Raw genomic sequence first — 17,346 nt, 5'->3', positions numbered from 1 at the left:
TCGCATTTATGGTGCTTGGTGCCTTCGTCGGTGTGATGGCTGGGCTATTGGGCATCGGCGGCGGTTTGATCGTTGTTCCAGCGCTGCTATTTTTGTTACCTATGGCAGGGATTGACCCTAGTGTCAGCATGCACATTGCGTTGGCGACGTCTCTTGCAACCATCATTGCAACTTCGGGTTCATCTGCTTTGAATCACTTCAGACTCGGTAATGTTGATATGTATGTTGTGAAGTGGTTAATGCCAGGCGTTGTGGTCGGCGGCTTCTTAGGCGCTAAAGTCGCTGAATGGATACCCTCTCAATACCTACCTAAAGTGTTTGGTGTGATTATTTTATGTCTCGCTGTGCAAATGCTGTTTTCACTGAAAGGTAAGGTTGCTAAAACCATGCCTAGTAATGCAGTCACTATGGGGATTGGTACTGGAATTGGCATGATTTCCAGCCTAGCGGGTATCGGTGGTGGCTCTTTGTCGGTGCCTTTTCTTAATCGCCACGGTATTGAAATGCGTAAAGCGGTCGGTTCCTCGTCTGTTTGCGGTTGTATGATTGCGATCTCAGGCATGCTAGGTTTTATTATGCATGGTTATAAGGTCGAGTCTTTACCTGCGTACAGCATAGGCTACGTATACCTTCCTGCACTTATCGCTATTGCTTCGACGTCTATGTTGATGACTCGAACTGGAGCGAAATTGGCGACATCTTTACCAACCCCAACTTTGAAAAAAATATTTGCGCTGTTTTTAATGTGTGTTGCTGGAACTATGTTGCTGTAAGGCACTCTCATCTATACGCTTCATGATTATCTAAACTTAATAAGAGTAAAAGTCCTATGTCTCAGGGATACCTTTCCTTTCCTAATATAGACCCTGTATTGGTCTCTATTGGCCCCCTTTCTATTCGTTGGTACGGTTTAATGTACCTAGTGGGTTTTGCTTTCGCTCTTTGGTTAGCAAACCGACGCGCAGATAAGCCTGATAGCGGTTGGACAAGAGAACAAGTTTCAGACTTACTTTTTGCCGGCTTCCTCGGTGTAGTGATTGGTGGTCGAGTTGGCTACGTGCTGTTCTACAACTTTGAGCTGTTCCTACAAGATCCTATCTACCTATTTAAGGTATGGACGGGGGGGATGTCATTCCATGGCGGATTGCTGGGTGTGATTACGGCGATGTTCTGGTATGCGCATAAAAATGGCCGAACCTTCTTTGGTGTGGCTGACTTTATCGCCCCGCTAGTGCCATTTGGTTTAGGCATGGGTCGTCTCGGTAACTTTATGAACAGCGAGCTTTGGGGCCGTGTGACTGACGTTCCTTGGGCATTTGTCTTCCCTAATGGTGGCCCACTGCCACGTCACCCTTCACAGTTATATGAAATGTTCCTAGAAGGGATTGTACTGTTCTTCATCTTGAACTGGTTTATTAAGAAGCCTCGTCCTCTTGGCGCAGTATCAGGGCTATTTTTGGCAGGATATGGTACATTCCGATTCCTAGTAGAATATGTACGTGAACCTGATGCTCATTTAGGTCTGTTTGGTGGGTTTATCTCAATGGGACAAATCCTATCTCTACCTATGGTGATCATTGGTATTTTGATGATGGTTTGGGCGTACAAGCGTGGCCATTACAAAGACGAGTTACCACAACAAACGAAGTAAGGAATTGGTGTGAAACAGTATTTAGATCTCTGTCAGCGTATCGTTGACCAAGGTGAGTGGGTAGAAAATGAACGCACAGGCAAACGCTGCCTAACCGTGATTAATGCCGATCTAACTTACGATGTAGCCAACAACCAGTTTCCTTTGGTGACAACCCGTAAGAGCTTCTGGAAAGCAGCAGTCGCTGAGTTGCTTGGTTATATCCGCGGTTACGATAATGCCGATGATTTTCGTAAACTAGGTACTAAGACTTGGGATGCCAATGCCAACCTGAATGATACCTGGCTGAATAACCCTTTGCGTAAGGGTGAAGACGACATGGGACGCGTGTACGGTGTACAAGGTCGTGCTTGGGCTAAACCAGATGGCGGTCATATCGATCAGTTACGTAAGATTGTTGATGATCTGACTCGTGGCGTTGACGACCGTGGTGAAATTCTTAATTTCTACAACCCAGGTGAGTTCCATATGGGCTGTTTACGCCCTTGTATGTACAGCCATCACTTTTCGCTATTAGGTGACACTCTGTACTTAAACAGTACTCAGCGCTCATGTGATGTTCCTCTAGGCCTTAACTTCAATATGGTTCAGGTTTACGTGTTTCTTGCGATTATGGCGCAGATCACGGGTAAGAAGGCGGGTCAGGCCTTCCACAAGATTGTCAATGCGCATATCTATGAAGATCAGCTAGAGCTTATGCGTGATGTTCAACTCAAGCGTGAGCCACTAAAGGCTGCGACTTTCCATATCAACCCAGAGATTAAGTCTCTTGAAGATTTAGAAACCTGGGTAACATTGGATGACTTCTGGGTCGAAGGTTACGAGCACCACGAAGCGATTAAGTATCCGTTCTCGGTATAACGAACAAGTTTAATTGTCTAAGCCGCCTTTCATAGGCGGCTTTTTTGTAGGTGATGGAGTGGGCTGCGCCCTATAAAACGCTTTGCTATGAGAACACTGCGTTCCGAGAATAGAGAGAGAACTTCGTCCTTCAAGAGGAGTTGAACCTGTCATTCCATATATGGACTCCCAAGTAAACACAACCTTTTTAGCGAGAATAGATTAGATGCATGCGTATATTCGGGTTTTGATGAGTAGCTAACTCTGACCCTAGATGTATTCGCACCTTGATGCCATTTCGAGAACTCGGGGATTACCCAATGGAATGATCTGGCTCTTCAAGGTCGGTCTTACCTGTTCTTCGCTATATCAGGATGTGCTTTACGTTATTAGGGCCTTTATGTTGTGCTTGGAAGTTGATATTCACTTCCGTAGTGTAAAAGTGCCCAAGCCGTTCTTGTCGTTTTGTTCGCCAGAGCAACCGCCGCTTTCATCAGTCCAGCCCTATGAATAAGGGATTTGAGCCAAGCTTCTTTTTGATTTTTAGGCTCCCGTTTTTCAACTTGCCTTGCCACTGAAAGTGCACCTTGGATTAAATTGGAACGTAATCGTTTCTGGGCTGCATTTTTGCTGATACCGAGCAAAACAACTTTTCCGCCAGTACTATGTTGTTTTGGTGTAAGACCTATACAGGCTGATGCTTCTCGACCATTTTTGAAGTTTCCCCCAGTGGCCCCCAAGGAAAGGTAAAGGCCTAGGGCATTAACGGGGCCAACACCTTCTAGTGCTTCTAGTTTTTTGCACGACTCATGACATTTAAGATGGTTGGCGAGTTGGGATTCAAGCTCATCTTTCTGTCTAGATAGTGTTTCATACAGGTCAAATGTTTTAGCGATATGCTCCCTCAAAATATCAGGCAAAGTATTTTCTGCGTCTTCTAATATTTCAGGAATACGGCGTTTAAAGGCGCTCACTCCTTTAGGTATTTCCAATCCAAACTCAGCAACTAAAGCACGCGCCATATTGGCCGTAGCTGTCATCGAGTTGTTAAGGTGCTGGCGTATCCTTTCAATAGATTGCAACGCTTGCTCATCAACAGACTTCAGCGCAATAAACCTAGCATTGGGTTGCTGAGAAGCGACAGCAATCGCAATAGCATCATTTTTATCGGTCTTTTGACCGCTACGAAAGGCGGTAACGTATTTAGGGGCAATAAGTTGGACAGTATGTCCTAATTCTGAGCAAAACCGTCCCCAATAATGGGCGGTAGCGCATGCCTCCATAACAACAGTCGCCGATGGTTGTTGGATTAACCACGACTTTAATTTGTTGCGCGTGAATGACTTATTGAACTCACAAGAAGTGCCGTTGAGCTTACAGACTTGAAAAGAGCTTTTTGCCAAATCGATAGCAATGGTTATAGACTTTCTCATGTATGGACTCCTTGAGTTTAGGTTTGGTCACCATAAATTCTAGTACCCTCTTGAGGGAGGGAGTCCATACATCGAGAGTGACGAAGGAGCGAGTAGGGAATCTCAATAAGCCTTTGACTCGCTTTCGTCCAAACACAAAAAAAGCCCGCTACCTAAGTAGCGGGCTTTCAATAAGCGATGGTTTTAGTATTAAGCTGTCAGCGCTAGGATAGTACCTGGTAGCGCAACGAATACTGCTAGTAGGTAACCAGCAACAACGGCTTTGTTCTTCACTGCCATGTCAGAGATAAGGTCTGCACCTTTCACTGGAATCTCACGTAGGAACGGGATGCCGTAGATGAATACTGTTGCCATGATGTTGAACACTAGGTGCACTAGAGCAATCTGTAGAGCGAATACTGCGAACTCGCCAGATACTACTGTTGCTAGTAGAGCCGTAATACATGTACCGATGTTAGCGCCCAGAGTGAACGGGTAAACGTCACGTACCTTTAGAATGTCACCAACTTAGTTACCAAATGTTGCTAGAGGCTTTTTAACAACGCTTTTCTAAGTGCATCTGAACCAGAAAAAATGAAAAGTGACTTATCGCGTGTTGTAACAACTAAATAAGGTGGGTATGTAGCAAGTACAAATGAATCTAATTTGTTGTGTGTTTTATAATGACCCGAAAAGTAACCTGGTAGTTGAATACCGTTAGTTCGCTGTATTAAGTAATATTGCGTCGGCAACTCTTGTGCAAAAGACTCTACCGAAGTAATGTCTTCTAGAAGAACTTCCGATGAATAAAACATACTTTTTAATACCAGTTTATTATCAGTAACTATAACTTTAGTTCCTTGGAGTTGATAGGAAAGAGCAACAGTTACAACTCCCATTATAAATACTGCTAACACTGAAACCTTTAATGTCAGGCGTTTAGTGAAAAAAAATTCAGAAATTAGTGTTATGACTGTAGGTAATACAAAAACGATCACAATTAACCATATGTAAATACTAGAGTCTATCTTTAGACTTTCACTCATAACTTTCTCCTAATATGTGAAACTTGAATCGACCACTTTATCCAATACTAAAAAAACTTTTTCTTTTTTATCATCTTCAATGTGAATTAATCCCGTATTCAATGCAGCATTAATAATTGCACGGACTTCTTTTTTTTGGAAATCTTTATGCGCTAATGACATAATTTCTTGATTATTATTGATGGCAGCTAAGTACGTCATGGTCTTAAAGTTGTGATTAGATTGAGCGGTCATTCTAGAAAAAGAGCTTTCATGGCAGCTGCCGCAACTTGGCCCACCATGAACTCCTGAGCCTCCTGTTACACCTACATTGCCTTGCACTGTGACCGCTGCATTTACAGCTACTGCTAAATATGCGATGACGTTACCAGCAGCAGCTACGTTTACAGCCGCCGCCACGTAAGTCGCTGCTGCAACTGCTACAACTACGACCACAGCAGCTGCTGCTACAACGCTCTCTTGCATATTGGGTTGAATATTACGCTGTAAGAATTGAATATCGTTATCAAATTCTAGGTTCTCAACTCCTGAAAGGCTTTTTTGAACTTGAGAGCTAATTTGGTCATTTGCAGTAAAAATTTCTTGGAACTTGTTTTGCAAGCTTATTTCATCGTTGGTGTTCCATAGTCCAAGCTTATCTAACTCCGTCAATAGACCTTCATAATCTTGATTATTTACCATACCAGTTACAGAAGGGGATGCCATTAGCTTAAGAATCTTATAAGCATTATCTTGGGTTAAAATGTGCTTAGTCTCAGTGCGTAAAGAGGCTCGATCGAGAATGTTCACATAATTGACAATGGGTAATCGTTCTCTATGCATTTTTGACCAAATCTTGTTTAATTCCTCAATATCCTCCCAAACATAGGATGGTAAGCCAGCTCTTGACATAGACAGTCGTAGTGGGGTTATTTCTTTTGTAGGGACAACCTCTAAACTTTTAGGTTTTCCATATAGCCGATTGGAGTTTTCATCAGGTAAAGCATTAACCGACGCTCCAGTCGTGCTAAGCGTCCCGATTACACCATAAGTCAAATATTTCTTATTCATACATACTCCATTTTCTTAACACTTATGCCATTTTTCTTCAAATTAAACTTCTGAATTGTTGGTATCAAATGCTCTTTCCAGGTGCTTGATAATTGTTTTTTGATGGCTTCATCTTTATGTAACATGACACAGGCTTGGCATTGGTGATGAACATTGTGCTCTTTGAAATAGTCAAAACCCATTAATGTTTTAATTATCCCAATTGGGCCATCGGTATAAATCCAGAGTTTAAGAAAGTCATCTTCTTGGTTAATAATGAAGTCTGATAGGTTATTTATCTTACCAACTTTAATTTCATCAATATGTTCCAATGTAAGGCCACAACATGCTGCAATCTCCCCATTTGCAGTTATGACACAATTATTAAACAACTGATCACATCCCCCCTCAATTTCTTTGATATCTATAACTTGCCGCGTCACTGAGTCTTTATGAAAAGGCATCCACGCATTGACCTGAAGAGTAAATTTTTCCGAGTGCTCTTTTCTGATGGTTTGTACACGCTGGTTTTGAGTTAAGTCACTTAAGCATGTTGATGTTTCTGTATCTGATTCAATGGTAATCAATGTAGAGATTGAATGACTAACGAGAACTTCTAAGGCATTAACAACTGTGTTTAAAGAAACCCAGCGTTGATGATCTAATCCCGTGCTGATATTTACTTCTGTAAGGCCTGAATTAGAAAGTTCTCTGACAATTTCATTAGCCCTTGAGCGATTCTTTGCCCAATAAGCATTTGTAACACACCTTGTTACCAACCCTAGAGAGGTTGCCAATGCTATCGAGCGAAATAGAGTGTCTTTGAGCATAAAGCATTCACCACCAGAGAACACAACCTGCTTCAGAAGGGGGAAATTCAGTTTAGCCTGTAGAATCGCATCTTTAATCTGTTCTTCCGTAAGCTTCACTGATACTTGTGGAGTGCACTCAAAACAACAGTCCTTACAAGCAGCAGTGCATTGATACGTTGTTAATATTGTTAGCGTTTCTGGGGAGATTTCTGTTTTAAACATTGACCAAACCAAAGATTAACTTTTTGAAAGCATCTTACTTTAAAGGCTAGTGCTAATGATAGTGATTGTCGTTGTTATTTGGATTTCGATCACAAGTTATTAACTTGGTGGCATATTGACTGGCAGTTTACGTTTGGAGGCTCTTTAGTTTGAAGTAATATCTACTCTGTGAGGCTGGAAATAAGTTGCATGATGGATTTGCTACAAAGAATAGGCCAAAGCCTAAACTCATTTAGGGATAAATGGGTTTGAAATAGTTACCTGAATACTTCTTTGATGTAGCTATTTCGTTTATTAGAAAGAGGGGGCGCTTCGGTTACTTGCTTCATATCTTCGTTACTCTCGACGATTTGAATTTCACTTTCTGTCCTTATAACTGACGTCTAGAGCTAGCTCTATCTACTATCTTTCGTTTTTTGTAGTGTAAAGTGTTCGTATAACTCAGAAGCATGCAGTTTAGACCTGATTGCGTCACCTCAACTGTGAGAAGAAGAAGTGAGTAGGGAATCTCAATAAGCCTTTGACTCGCTTTCGTCCAAACACAAAAAAGCCCGCTACCTAAGTAGCGGGCTTTCAATAAGCGATGGTTTTAGTATTAAGCTGTCAGCGCTAGGATAGTACCTGGCAGCGCTACAAATACTGCTAGAAGGTAACCTGCAACGACTGCTTTGTTCTTCACTGCCATATCAGAGATAAAGTCAGCGGCTTTCACTGGTAGTTCACGTAGGAACGGGATGCCGTAGATGAATACTGTTGCCATGATGTTGAACACTAGGTGTACTAGAGCAATCTGTAAGGCGAATACTGCGAACTCGCCAGACACCGCTGTTGCTGCTAGTAGAGCCGTAATACATGTACCGATGTTTGCACCAAGAGTGAACGGGTAAACATCACGTACTTTAAGAACGCCTGAACCAACCAGTGGAACCATTAGACTTGTTGTCGTAGAAGAAGACTGAACAAGTACTGTTACCACAGAGCCAGATACGATGCCGTGAATTGGACCACGACCGATTGCATTCTTCAGGATTTCACGAGCACGGCCAACCATTAGACTCTTCATTAGTTTACCCATCACTGTGATTGCAACGAAGATTGTTGCGATACCCAGAACGATAAGTAGAACGCCACCAACTTGGTCACCGAATGTTGCTAGTGGCTCCTTAACAGCACTTACAACTGGCTTAGTAATTGGTTTGATGAAGTTTAGGCCTTTGATGCTCATATCACCTGTTGCTAGGAATGGAGAAACTAGCCAGTGTGAGATCTTATCAAGAATGCCGAACATCATTTCTAGAGGTAGGAAAATGGCTACCGCTAATAGGTTGAAGAAGTCGTGAATCGTCGCACTTGCAAATGCGCGTTTAAATTCTTCTTTGCAGCGAACGTGGCCTAGAGAAACTAGCGTGTTCGTTACTGTTGTACCGATGTTTGCACCCATAACCATTGGGATTGCAGTTTCCACCGGAAGGCCGCCGGCTACTAAGCCCACGATAATGGAAGTTACTGTACTTGAAGACTGGATAAGTGCGGTTGCAACTAAACCGATCATCAAACCTGCTACAGGGTGAGAGGCAAATTCAAATAGAACTTTAGCTTGGTCGCCAGTTGCCCATTTGAAACCACTACCTACCATAGATACCGCTAGAAGTAGCAGATACAACATGAATGCCAAGTTAGCCCAGCGCAACCAGCGAGTAGTGCTCGAAATCGGCGCCGCTGTAGTAGTAGCTTGGTTCATAATCATTTTCTCCGTGGACCGTTAATGTCTTTGTTTTGGTCTGTTGTTGAAACTGAGGCCGATGTTAGAGGGGAAATATTTCAGTAATATTACAGTTGTGTGTAATGGTTTTTTTTTTGCTCGGGTGATGAGTTTTTGTGTGTAATTGGAAATTTACATTACACTTAAAGTGTTGAATTTTAAATGCTTTATTTGTTATTTTTGGCCGATTAAAAGGTGTGACGAGAATCGAAAAAAAACACAAAGAATTTAGCGTGAGTAGAAGTTTATGACAGCGAATTGTCATATTATAAAATCGAAATTCGGTAAAACTTAATTAAATCATCAATTAGCACTAGTTTTGTCGAGTTATTGTTGTCATGGTTTGCTTCTGATATAACCATCGTATTCGCTTAACAAGGGTATCTGTTGATGTCGCACTTAAACTATAACCACCTTTATTACTTTTGGATGGTGTGCAAACAGGGATCAGTCACCAAAGCGGCTGATGCACTATTCCTGACCCCGCAAACTGTCACTGGGCAGATTAAAGCATTAGAAGAGCGTATGGAGGGTAAGCTGACTAAGCGAAATGGCCGCAGTTTAGAGCCAACAGAGCTTGGACAGCTAGTGTTTAAATACGCTGACCGTATGTTTGGTTTGAGCTACGAGATGTTGGATATCGTGAATTACAGCCAACGCTCGAACATCTTGTTTGATATCGGTGTGGCAGATGCGTTGTCAAAGCGATTAGTCAGCAAGATCTTAATGACCACAGTGCCGGATGATAACAGCATTCATCTGCGTTGCTTTGAGTCCACCCACGAAATGCTACTTGAGCAGCTTGCTCAACATAAATTGGATATGATCTTGTCAGATTGTCCGGTTGATTCGAGTCAAAGCCCTGGTTTGTATAGTAAAAAGCTTGGCGAGTCGAACATGAGCTTCTTCTGCTCTGGTAATGTCGACAACGTCAGTTTCCCTGCGGTACTAGAGCAAAGAAAATTGCTGATCCCTGGCAGTCGGACTGCGATGGGGCGTAAAGTGTTGCAGTGGTTTGATCGCCAAGGCTTAAAGCCGAATATCTTAGGTGAGTTTGATGACGTCGCATTGATGAAATCATTTGCTCGCTACCACCATGATGTGATCTTCTTAGCGCCTTCTATATACGTAACAGAGGTTGAGAGTGACCTCCCTCTACAGTTGATTGGTCATATCGAAGAGTTGAAAGAAGAGTACTACGTCATCTTTGCAGAACGAATGATTCAACACCCTGCAGTGAAGAATGTTTGTGATGCAGACTTCACAACCTTGTTTAATTAAGAACCTTTTTCATTTGAACAAATAGATTAGTTGTAACAATTCGATTAGTATTTGAAATACTCTCGTTAAATTTCATTACTTAAATTGTGGTTATATAGTTTGGTTGTGGGATAGCGAGAGGTAATCCTTGTTGTTAGATAGTTTTAGGGGTAGTAGCCGATGAATTTACAAGAGATGGAAAAAAACTCTGCACAGGCGGTAGTACTACTTAAGGCGATGGCAAATGAACGTCGCCTACAGATTCTGTGTTTGCTGCATAACCAAGAACTGTCAGTCGGAGAGCTGTGTAGTAAGCTTGAACTAAGCCAATCGGCACTTTCTCAGCACCTTGCATGGTTAAGGCGTGATGGGTTAGTGAATACTCGCAAAGAAGCGCAGACAGTTTACTACACTCTCAGCAGTGAAGAAGTGAAAGCGATGATCCAGTTGCTGCATGATCTTTACTGTAGCGAGTAAATACTTCTTTTCTTTGAGTTGATAACCTGAATTTTAGATATAAAAAAACCGGCGCAAGCCGGTTTTTTCTTTCACTGTATAATCAGAGTTCTAATTAAAGAGCTTTGATTGCAGCAGCGAAACGAGACTTATGACGAGCAGCTTTATTCTTGTGAATAAGGCCTTTAGTTGCCATACGGTCTAGGATTGGTGTAACTGTAGCAAATGCTTCAGTTGCAGCAGCTTTGTCGCCAGCTTCGATAGCAGCAACAGTTTTCTTCATGTAAGTACGCATCATTGAGCGACGGCTAGCGTTGTGCTGACGACGTTTCTCAGCCTGGATAGCGCGCTTCTTAGCAGATTTACTATTTGCCAAGGGTCTAACTCCCAAAAACTTAGTTCAGTGACAATTTAAGGGCGAGGAATATCCCCTATTTGCTCTTAAATGTCAAATAATTTGTGCAAAAACCAATCGAGCCAAACAAATTTTGGAATGAAAGGTCTTCACGGTTAAGATGGCGGGGATTCTAACAGTATTTTTTTTTCAATGCTAATACTAATCTGCTCTGGTTATGACATTCCTAGTGTAAAGTAAGGCAAAATTTTCAAATCCCGAGGTTATTGTGAGTAAACGTCTACTCAAGTCAGGCATGATTGTAAGTGCCATGACATTGATTTCTCGCGTTTTAGGCTTAGTGCGAGACGTTGTTGTTGCCAATTTAATGGGGGCAGGGGCGAGCGCAGATGTCTTCTTCTTTGCTAACAAAATTCCTAACTTTCTGCGCCGCTTATTTGCAGAAGGGGCATTTTCACAAGCCTTTGTTCCAGTATTAACTGAGAGCCATGCCGCCGGAGACATGGACAAAACCCGTGAGCTGATCGCTAGAGCGGCGGGTACCCTTGGGGTGATTGTCTCTATTGTTACGTTACTTGGCGTCTTAGGCTCGGGTGTGGTGACAGCGCTGTTCGGTTTCGGCTGGTTCCTTGATTGGATGAATGGCGGACCTTCGGCGGAAAAATTTGAGCTAGCGAGCTTTATGCTCAAAATTACTTTCCCGTATTTGTGGTTCATTACTTTTGTCGCTCTGTCGGGAGCAATACTCAACACCATGGGTAAGTTTGCGGTCTCTTCTTTTACGCCTGTCTTCCTCAATGTCATGATCATCTTGTCGGCATGGTATATCGCACCTCAGTTAGAGCAGCCAGAAATTGGTCTCTCTATTGGTGTATTCCTTGGTGGCCTCGTGCAGTTCTTGTTCCAGATTCCTTTCCTTATTAAAGCAGGCGTCATGATTAGGCCAAAGTGGGGGTGGCGCGATCCTGGTGTTGTCAAAATTCGCACTCTGATGATTCCAGCTCTGTTTGGTGTGTCAGTGAGTCAAATTAACCTTTTGTTTGATACCTTCATTGCCAGTTTCTTACAAACTGGCTCAATCAGTTGGCTTTATTACTCAGACCGTTTATTGGAGTTCCCTCTTGGTCTGTTCGGTATTGCGATTGCGACGGTAATCCTTCCTGCGCTGTCGCGTAAACACGTTGATGCGCAAAGTGACGGCTTCGCCCAAACTATGGACTGGGGCGTACGTATGGTGACGTTGCTTGGTATTCCGGCGATGTTGGGGTTGATGGTTCTCGCTAAACCTATGCTGATGGTGCTATTTATGCGTGGTGAATTTAGCCCGCAAGATGTTCAGTTTGCATCGATGTCTTTGGTTGCTTACGCATCAGGCCTATTAAACTTCATGCTGATCAAAGTATTAGCGCCGGGATATTACTCTCGACAAGACACCAAAACTCCAGTTAAGTACGGCATTATCGCTATGGTCACCAATATGGTGTTCAATGCTATCTTTGCCTGGTTCTATGGTTATGTGGGCTTGGCTATCGCGACTGCGCTGTCTGCCTTCGTCAATATGTCATTACTCTATCGTGGTTTGCATCTCGCTGGGGTGTACAAGCTAACACGTAGAACCATCACGTTTATTATCAAGTTAGTGATTGCTGGTGGCTTAATGGTCGCTGCTATATTGTGGCAATTAGAAGACATGTCTGTTTGGCTGACTTGGAGCTTTGTTGAGCGGGCGACGGGACTGGTGATGTTGATTGGATTAGGTGCTGCGGCTTATCTAGTAACCTTGCTCCTTTTAGGTGTTCGGTTAAAAGACTTAAAAGCAGCGACAGAGTGAACCTGATTAGTATATAATCCGTCAGTTTTACGCAACATGACTCTTTTTCGAAGAGTAATTAATACAAAGATAGGTTTTTAGCGGTTTCCAATGGAATTGATCCGAGGCATTCATAACATCAAATCACACCATCAAGGGTGTGTATTGACGATCGGAAACTTCGATGGTGTGCACTTAGGCCACCAAGAAGTATTACGCCAAGTGTCTGAACAGGCAAGCGTATTGGGTTTACCGTCAACGGTGATGACCTTTGATCCTCAGCCTTTGGAATTGTTTGCTAAAGATAAAGCGCCAGCACGTTTAACTCGCTTAAGAGATAAATATGTCCAGTTGAGTAAGCTCAACATTGAAAGGTTGCTTTGTGTTAATTTTAACCATAGGTTTGCCAACCAAAGTGCTGATGAATTTATTAGTGACTTGTTGGTGAAGCGTTTGGGTGTTAAGTTTCTCGTCGTAGGTGATGACTTTTGCTTTGGCCGTGGCCGTGAAGGCAACTTTGCAATGTTGCAAAAAGCGGGCAAACAGTATGGCTTTGAAGTCGTGAGTACTCAAAGTTTTCGTTTGGAACAACTGCGAGTTAGCAGCACTGCCATCCGTAAAGCATTAGCGAAAGATAAGCTTGACGCTGCAGCAGAAATGCTAGGGCGAGATTATAGTATTAGCGGCCGCGTATCACATGGTCGCAAATTAGGTCGTACGATCGGCTTTCCTACGGCGAATATTCCCCTAAAGCGTTGCGTATCTCCTGTCTCTGGTGTGTATACCGTTGAGGCTCTTGGCCTTGGTGAACAACCAATAGGAGGCGTGGCGAACATTGGTAACCGACCAACCGTAAATGGGGTTCGCCAACAACTAGAAGTACATCTATTCGACTTTAAAGCCAATTTATATGGTAAACAGCTAGAAATTGTACTTTTAGATAAGATTCGAGATGAACATAAATTTGAATCATTCGAAGCTTTAAAACAACAAATTGAATTGGATGCTGAAGCAGCAAGGGTGTGGCTGCGTCAGCATAAAGACCAAGCGGTTTAGTTCGCTGCTTGGCATAATGTCTAACTGTCACCCAACACAACGGAATTAAGAATCGATGAGTGAGTATAAAGATACCCTGAACCTTCCTGAAACAGGGTTTCCGATGCGCGGCAATCTGGCGAATCGCGAGCCAGAAATGCTTAAGCGTTGGTACAAAGAAGACCTTTACGGCGAGATCCGTAAAGCGAAGAAAGGCAAAAAATCTTTCGTTCTGCATGATGGCCCTCCATACGCAAATGGTGACATTCACATTGGTCACGCACTAAACAAGATTCTTAAAGACATTATTATTAAATCCAAAACACTTTCTGGTTTTGATGCACCGTACATTCCTGGTTGGGACTGTCACGGTCTACCAATTGAACTAATGGTAGAAAAGAAAAAAGGCAAACCAGGCCAAAAAATCTCTGCGGCAGAATTCCGCGAAGAGTGCCGTAAGTACGCGGCAGGTCAGGTAGAAGGTCAAAAAGAGAGCTTCAAACGTCTAGGTATCATGGGTGAGTGGGATAAGCCATACCGCACTATGGATTTTGCAACAGAAGCGAACATCATCCGTGCGCTAGGTAAAATCGCCGATAACGGCCACCTACTAAAAGGCTTCAAGCCTGTTCACTGGTGTACTGACTGTGGTTCTGCTCTTGCAGAAGCGGAAGTTGAGTACAAAGATAAAGTATCGCCATCTATCGATGTGAAATTCACAGCTGCAGATGAAGCCGCTCTTCTGGCTAAATTCAACCTAGCAGAAGGTCATGAAGGCCAAGGCGATATCTCTATCGTTATCTGGACTACTACGCCATGGACACTGCCTGCAAACCGCGCAGTATGTCTACGTGATGATCTGGAATACGTTCTTATCCAAGTGGAAGCAAACGCTGAGCAAGCCGCGCAACGTATCATCGTAGCGTCTGAGCTAGCGAAAGACGTAATGGACCGTGCTGGTATTGAGCACTTCCACAACCTTGGTTTTGCTACAGGCGCAGATCTTGAACTGACTCAGTTCAACCACCCATTCTACGACTTCACAGTACCGGCGATCCTTGGTGATCACGTGACGACTGAATCAGGTACAGGTGTCGTTCACACTGCACCAGGCCATGGTCAAGAAGACTTTGTGGTTGGTAAGAAATACGACCTAGAAATCGCAAACCCAGTAGGCTCTAACGGTGTTTACCTACCTGACACTGAGCTATTTGCTGGTCAGCACGTATTCAAAGCGAACGATTCAGTTCTTGAAGTTCTGAAAGAGAAAGGTGCACTACTACACCACCACGCTTACGAGCACAGCTACCCACATTGTTGGAGACACAAAACTCCAATCATCTTCCGTGCAACACCACAGTGGTTCGTATCTATGGACCAAGCTGGCCTACGTGCAAAAGCACTAGAGTCAATCAAGGGTGTTGAGTGGATGCCTGAGTGGGGTCAAAGCCGCATCGAAGGTATGGTTGAAGGTCGCCCAGAGTGGTGTATCTCTCGTCAACGTACTTGGGGTGTACCAATCGCTCTATTCGTTCATAAAGAAACAGCAGAGCTTCACCCGAACACAATCGAACTGGTTGAGAAAGTCGCTCAGCTAGTTGAAGAGAAAGGCATTCAAGCATGGTGGGATGTGGAAATCGCAGACCTACTTGGCGAAGAAGCAGACAAGTACGAGAAAGTACTTGATACACTAGACGTATGGTTCGATTCAGGTGTTACTCACTACTCAGTCGTTGATGCTCGTGAAGAGTACAACGGTGCAAGCGCTGACCTATACCTAGAAGGTTCTGACCAACACCGCGGTTGGTTCCAATCTTCACTGATCTCATCTATCGCGATGAAAGGTGAAGCGCCATACAAGCAAGTACTAACACATGGCTTCGTGGTTGATGGTCACGGCCGTAAGATGTCTAAATCTATCGGTAACGTAGTTGCGCCAAAAGATGTAACCAACAAGCTAGGTGCAGATATCCTACGTCTATGGGTTGCTTCTACAGACTACACGGGTGAAGTAGCAGTATCAGACGAAATCTTGAAGCGCAGCGCAGATGCATACCGTCGTATCCGTAACACTGCACGTTTCTTCTTAGCGAACCTAAGCGGCTTTAACCCAGCAACTGACATCGTTCCTGCAGAAGAGATGGTGGCACTTGATCGTTGGGCTGTAGGTCGTGCACTGGCTGCGCAAGAAGAGATTGTTAAAGCGTACGGTGAGTACAACACGCACGCAGTAACACAGCGTCTAATGCAGTTCTGTTCGATTGAAATGGGTTCATTCTACCTAGACGTGATCAAAGACCGTCAGTACACAGCGAAACTGGGTGGTCACGCTCAACGTAGTTGTCAGACGGCGCTTTACTACATCGTAGAAGCTCTTGTTCGTTGGATGGCGCCAATCATGTCATTCACAGCAGACGAAATCTGGAACGAAATGCCTGGTGAGCGCGATAAGTTCGTCTTCACTGGTGAGTGGTTCGAAGGTCTATTCGGTCTTGCTGAAGGCGAAGAGCTAAGCAACGAATTCTGGGCAGAGATGCAAGCGGTTCGTGGTGGCGTGAACAAGCTGCTAGAAGACGCGCGTAAAGACAAGACTATCGGTGGTTCACTACAAGCAGAAGTAACCCTATACGCAGATGATGCGCTAGCGGCGAAAATCAACAAACTAGAAGATGAGCTACGCTTTGTTCTTCTAACCTCTGCAGCAACAGTGAAGCCTCTAAGCGAGAAAACAGAAGCTGCACATGCAACTGACGTTGAAGGCCTATTCGTAGAAGTCGCAGCAACAGAGAACGAGAAGTGTGACCGTTGTTGGCACCACACTCCAGACGTAGGCACAATCGCAGGTCACGAGAAGATCTGTGGTCGCTGTGCAACTAACGTTGATGGTGAAGGTGAAGTTCGTAAATTCGCATAATTGCTCGTCATTCTTGGCGTTGTAGCTGCGTTGACTGCATTTACTCGCTCCATCACATAGGACTACTATGCTCAGGAGCCTCGTAAATTTGTCGCCTTGCTACAACACCAATAATTTAGAGCAGCTAGAAGTTGAACTTTATTGAAATATTATAGCCCCAGTACATACTGGGGTTATTTTTAGGCTCCACTCTTAGGGCTCATTTTTAGGGGATAAGATGTCAAATATTCCATTAAAACAATCAGGTGTACGTTGGCTTTGGCTAGCGATTGTTATCTTCTTTGCTGATATTGGTATTAAGTTGTTTGTGATGGACAACATGGGTTATGGCTGGGCTAATCGTATTGAAGTGCTGCCTTTCTTTAACCTGCTGTATGTGCACAACTACGGCGCAGCATTTAGCTTCCTAAGTGATCAGGCCGGCTGGCAGCGTTGGCTGTTTACTGGTATTGCCTTTGCGGTAACCGGTATGTTGACGTACTGGATGAGCAAACTACCAGCAAAAGAGAAGTGGAATAATATTGCTTATGCGATGATTATTGGTGGCGCGGTAGGTAATGTGTTTGACCGCGTAGTGCATGGGTTTGTTGTCGATTACCTAGATTTCTTCTGGGGTGATTACCACTGGCCTGCATTCAACCTAGCGGATACTACGATTTGTATCGGCGCGGCTATGATTATTCTTGATGGCTTTCGTAAGAAAGAAGAAGCCAAAGCGTAATTCGTGATTGATCAAATAACC

At 43.7% G+C, this 17,346-nt stretch carries 15 protein-coding genes and 1 pseudogene; 9 read left to right on the top strand and 7 right to left on the bottom strand.

Features of this window, described 5'->3' with window-relative positions:
• Nucleotides 1-8: 8 nt before the first annotated feature.
• The 3 genes from ELS82_RS13855 to ELS82_RS13845 are packed head-to-tail and all read left to right on the top strand — an operon-like array spanning nt 9 to nt 2,512.
• On the top strand, nt 9-773 hold the full coding sequence (locus ELS82_RS13855; RefSeq protein ID WP_134836058.1) for a sulfite exporter TauE/SafE family protein: 765 nt from the start codon (nt 9-11) through the stop codon (nt 771-773).
• A 56-nt stretch (nt 774-829) separates the two neighbouring features.
• On the top strand, nt 830-1,651 hold the full coding sequence (lgt, locus tag ELS82_RS13850; RefSeq protein ID WP_134835992.1) for a prolipoprotein diacylglyceryl transferase: 822 nt from the start codon (nt 830-832) through the stop codon (nt 1,649-1,651).
• Nucleotides 1,652-1,660: 9 nt separating this feature from the next.
• Nucleotides 1,661-2,512, top strand: coding sequence for a thymidylate synthase (locus ELS82_RS13845; protein ID WP_134835991.1), 852 nt, complete (start codon nt 1,661-1,663; stop codon nt 2,510-2,512).
• A gap of 377 nt (nt 2,513-2,889) precedes the next feature.
• Here the strand turns inward: ELS82_RS13845 and ELS82_RS13840 are convergent, their stop codons facing one another.
• From ELS82_RS13840 to ELS82_RS13815, 6 genes and pseudogenes are all read right to left on the bottom strand, one after another.
• Nucleotides 2,890-3,924, bottom strand: a complete 1,035-nt coding sequence (locus ELS82_RS13840) for an IS110 family RNA-guided transposase (RefSeq protein ID WP_134835990.1) — start codon at nt 3,922-3,924, stop codon at nt 2,890-2,892.
• A 189-nt stretch (nt 3,925-4,113) separates the two neighbouring features.
• Nucleotides 4,114-4,422 (bottom strand): annotated as a pseudogene (locus ELS82_RS13835) (Na/Pi cotransporter family protein); the annotation flags it as partial.
• A gap of 26 nt (nt 4,423-4,448) precedes the next feature.
• A complete protein-coding gene (locus ELS82_RS13830) occupies nt 4,449-4,949 on the bottom strand; it encodes a hypothetical protein (RefSeq protein ID WP_134835989.1) in 501 nt (166 codons plus the stop codon).
• Nucleotides 4,950-4,958: 9 nt separating this feature from the next.
• The gene (locus tag ELS82_RS13825) at nt 4,959-5,999 is read right to left on the bottom strand and encodes a hypothetical protein (protein ID WP_134835988.1); all 1,041 of its coding nucleotides are present in this window, start codon (nt 5,997-5,999) and stop codon (nt 4,959-4,961) included.
• On the bottom strand, nt 5,996-7,012 hold the full coding sequence (locus ELS82_RS13820; RefSeq protein ID WP_134835987.1) for a radical SAM protein: 1,017 nt from the start codon (nt 7,010-7,012) through the stop codon (nt 5,996-5,998). Before ELS82_RS13820 ends, ELS82_RS13825 begins: the two co-directional genes overlap by 4 nt.
• A gap of 595 nt (nt 7,013-7,607) precedes the next feature.
• The gene (locus ELS82_RS13815) at nt 7,608-8,753 is read right to left on the bottom strand and encodes a Na/Pi symporter (protein WP_134835986.1); all 1,146 of its coding nucleotides are present in this window, start codon (nt 8,751-8,753) and stop codon (nt 7,608-7,610) included.
• A gap of 411 nt (nt 8,754-9,164) precedes the next feature.
• Here ELS82_RS13815 and nhaR point away from each other — a divergent pair, with 411 nt between their 5' ends.
• Together nhaR and ELS82_RS13805 are read left to right on the top strand one after the other, a co-directional pair.
• Nucleotides 9,165-10,055: a transcriptional activator NhaR gene (gene nhaR, locus ELS82_RS13810; protein ID WP_134835985.1), complete on the top strand. Its 891-nt coding sequence runs from the start codon at nt 9,165-9,167 to the stop codon at nt 10,053-10,055.
• A 159-nt stretch (nt 10,056-10,214) separates the two neighbouring features.
• Entirely contained in the window at nt 10,215-10,511 is a 297-nt protein-coding gene (locus ELS82_RS13805; protein ID WP_053441210.1) for an ArsR/SmtB family transcription factor, read from the top strand.
• Nucleotides 10,512-10,605: 94 nt separating this feature from the next.
• On the opposite strand, the gene rpsT is transcribed toward ELS82_RS13805, so the two are convergent.
• Nucleotides 10,606-10,866 carry a 30S ribosomal protein S20 gene (rpsT, locus tag ELS82_RS13800; protein WP_004410238.1) on the bottom strand — a complete coding sequence of 87 codons (261 nt, stop codon included), beginning with the start codon at nt 10,864-10,866 and terminating at the stop codon, nt 10,606-10,608.
• Between the two features lie 247 nt (nt 10,867-11,113).
• Between rpsT and murJ the strand changes: the two genes are divergently transcribed.
• The 4 genes from murJ (at nt 11,114) to lspA (ending at nt 17,325) form a co-directional block, all read left to right on the top strand.
• Entirely contained in the window at nt 11,114-12,676 is a 1,563-nt protein-coding gene (gene murJ, locus ELS82_RS13795; RefSeq protein ID WP_134835984.1) for a murein biosynthesis integral membrane protein MurJ, read from the top strand.
• 90 nt (nt 12,677-12,766) lie between these two features.
• Complete coding sequence (gene ribF, locus ELS82_RS13790) at nt 12,767-13,711, top strand: bifunctional riboflavin kinase/FAD synthetase (protein ID WP_134835983.1); 945 nt, start codon at nt 12,767-12,769, stop codon at nt 13,709-13,711.
• Between the two features lie 55 nt (nt 13,712-13,766).
• Nucleotides 13,767-16,604, top strand: coding sequence for an isoleucine--tRNA ligase (gene ileS / locus ELS82_RS13785; protein WP_134835982.1), 2,838 nt, complete (start codon nt 13,767-13,769; stop codon nt 16,602-16,604).
• Nucleotides 16,605-16,821: 217 nt separating this feature from the next.
• Nucleotides 16,822-17,325 (top strand): signal peptidase II, encoded by a 504-nt coding sequence (lspA, locus tag ELS82_RS13780; protein ID WP_134835981.1) that lies wholly within the window; start codon nt 16,822-16,824, stop codon nt 17,323-17,325.
• Nucleotides 17,326-17,346 lie beyond the last annotated feature (21 nt).

Source organism: Vibrio ouci, from assembly GCF_004551525.1.
Lineage (GTDB): Bacteria > Pseudomonadota > Gammaproteobacteria > Enterobacterales > Vibrionaceae > Vibrio > Vibrio ouci.
The sequence above is the reverse complement of the archived record's forward strand: the minus strand, read 5'-3'. Positions and strand labels throughout refer to the sequence as shown.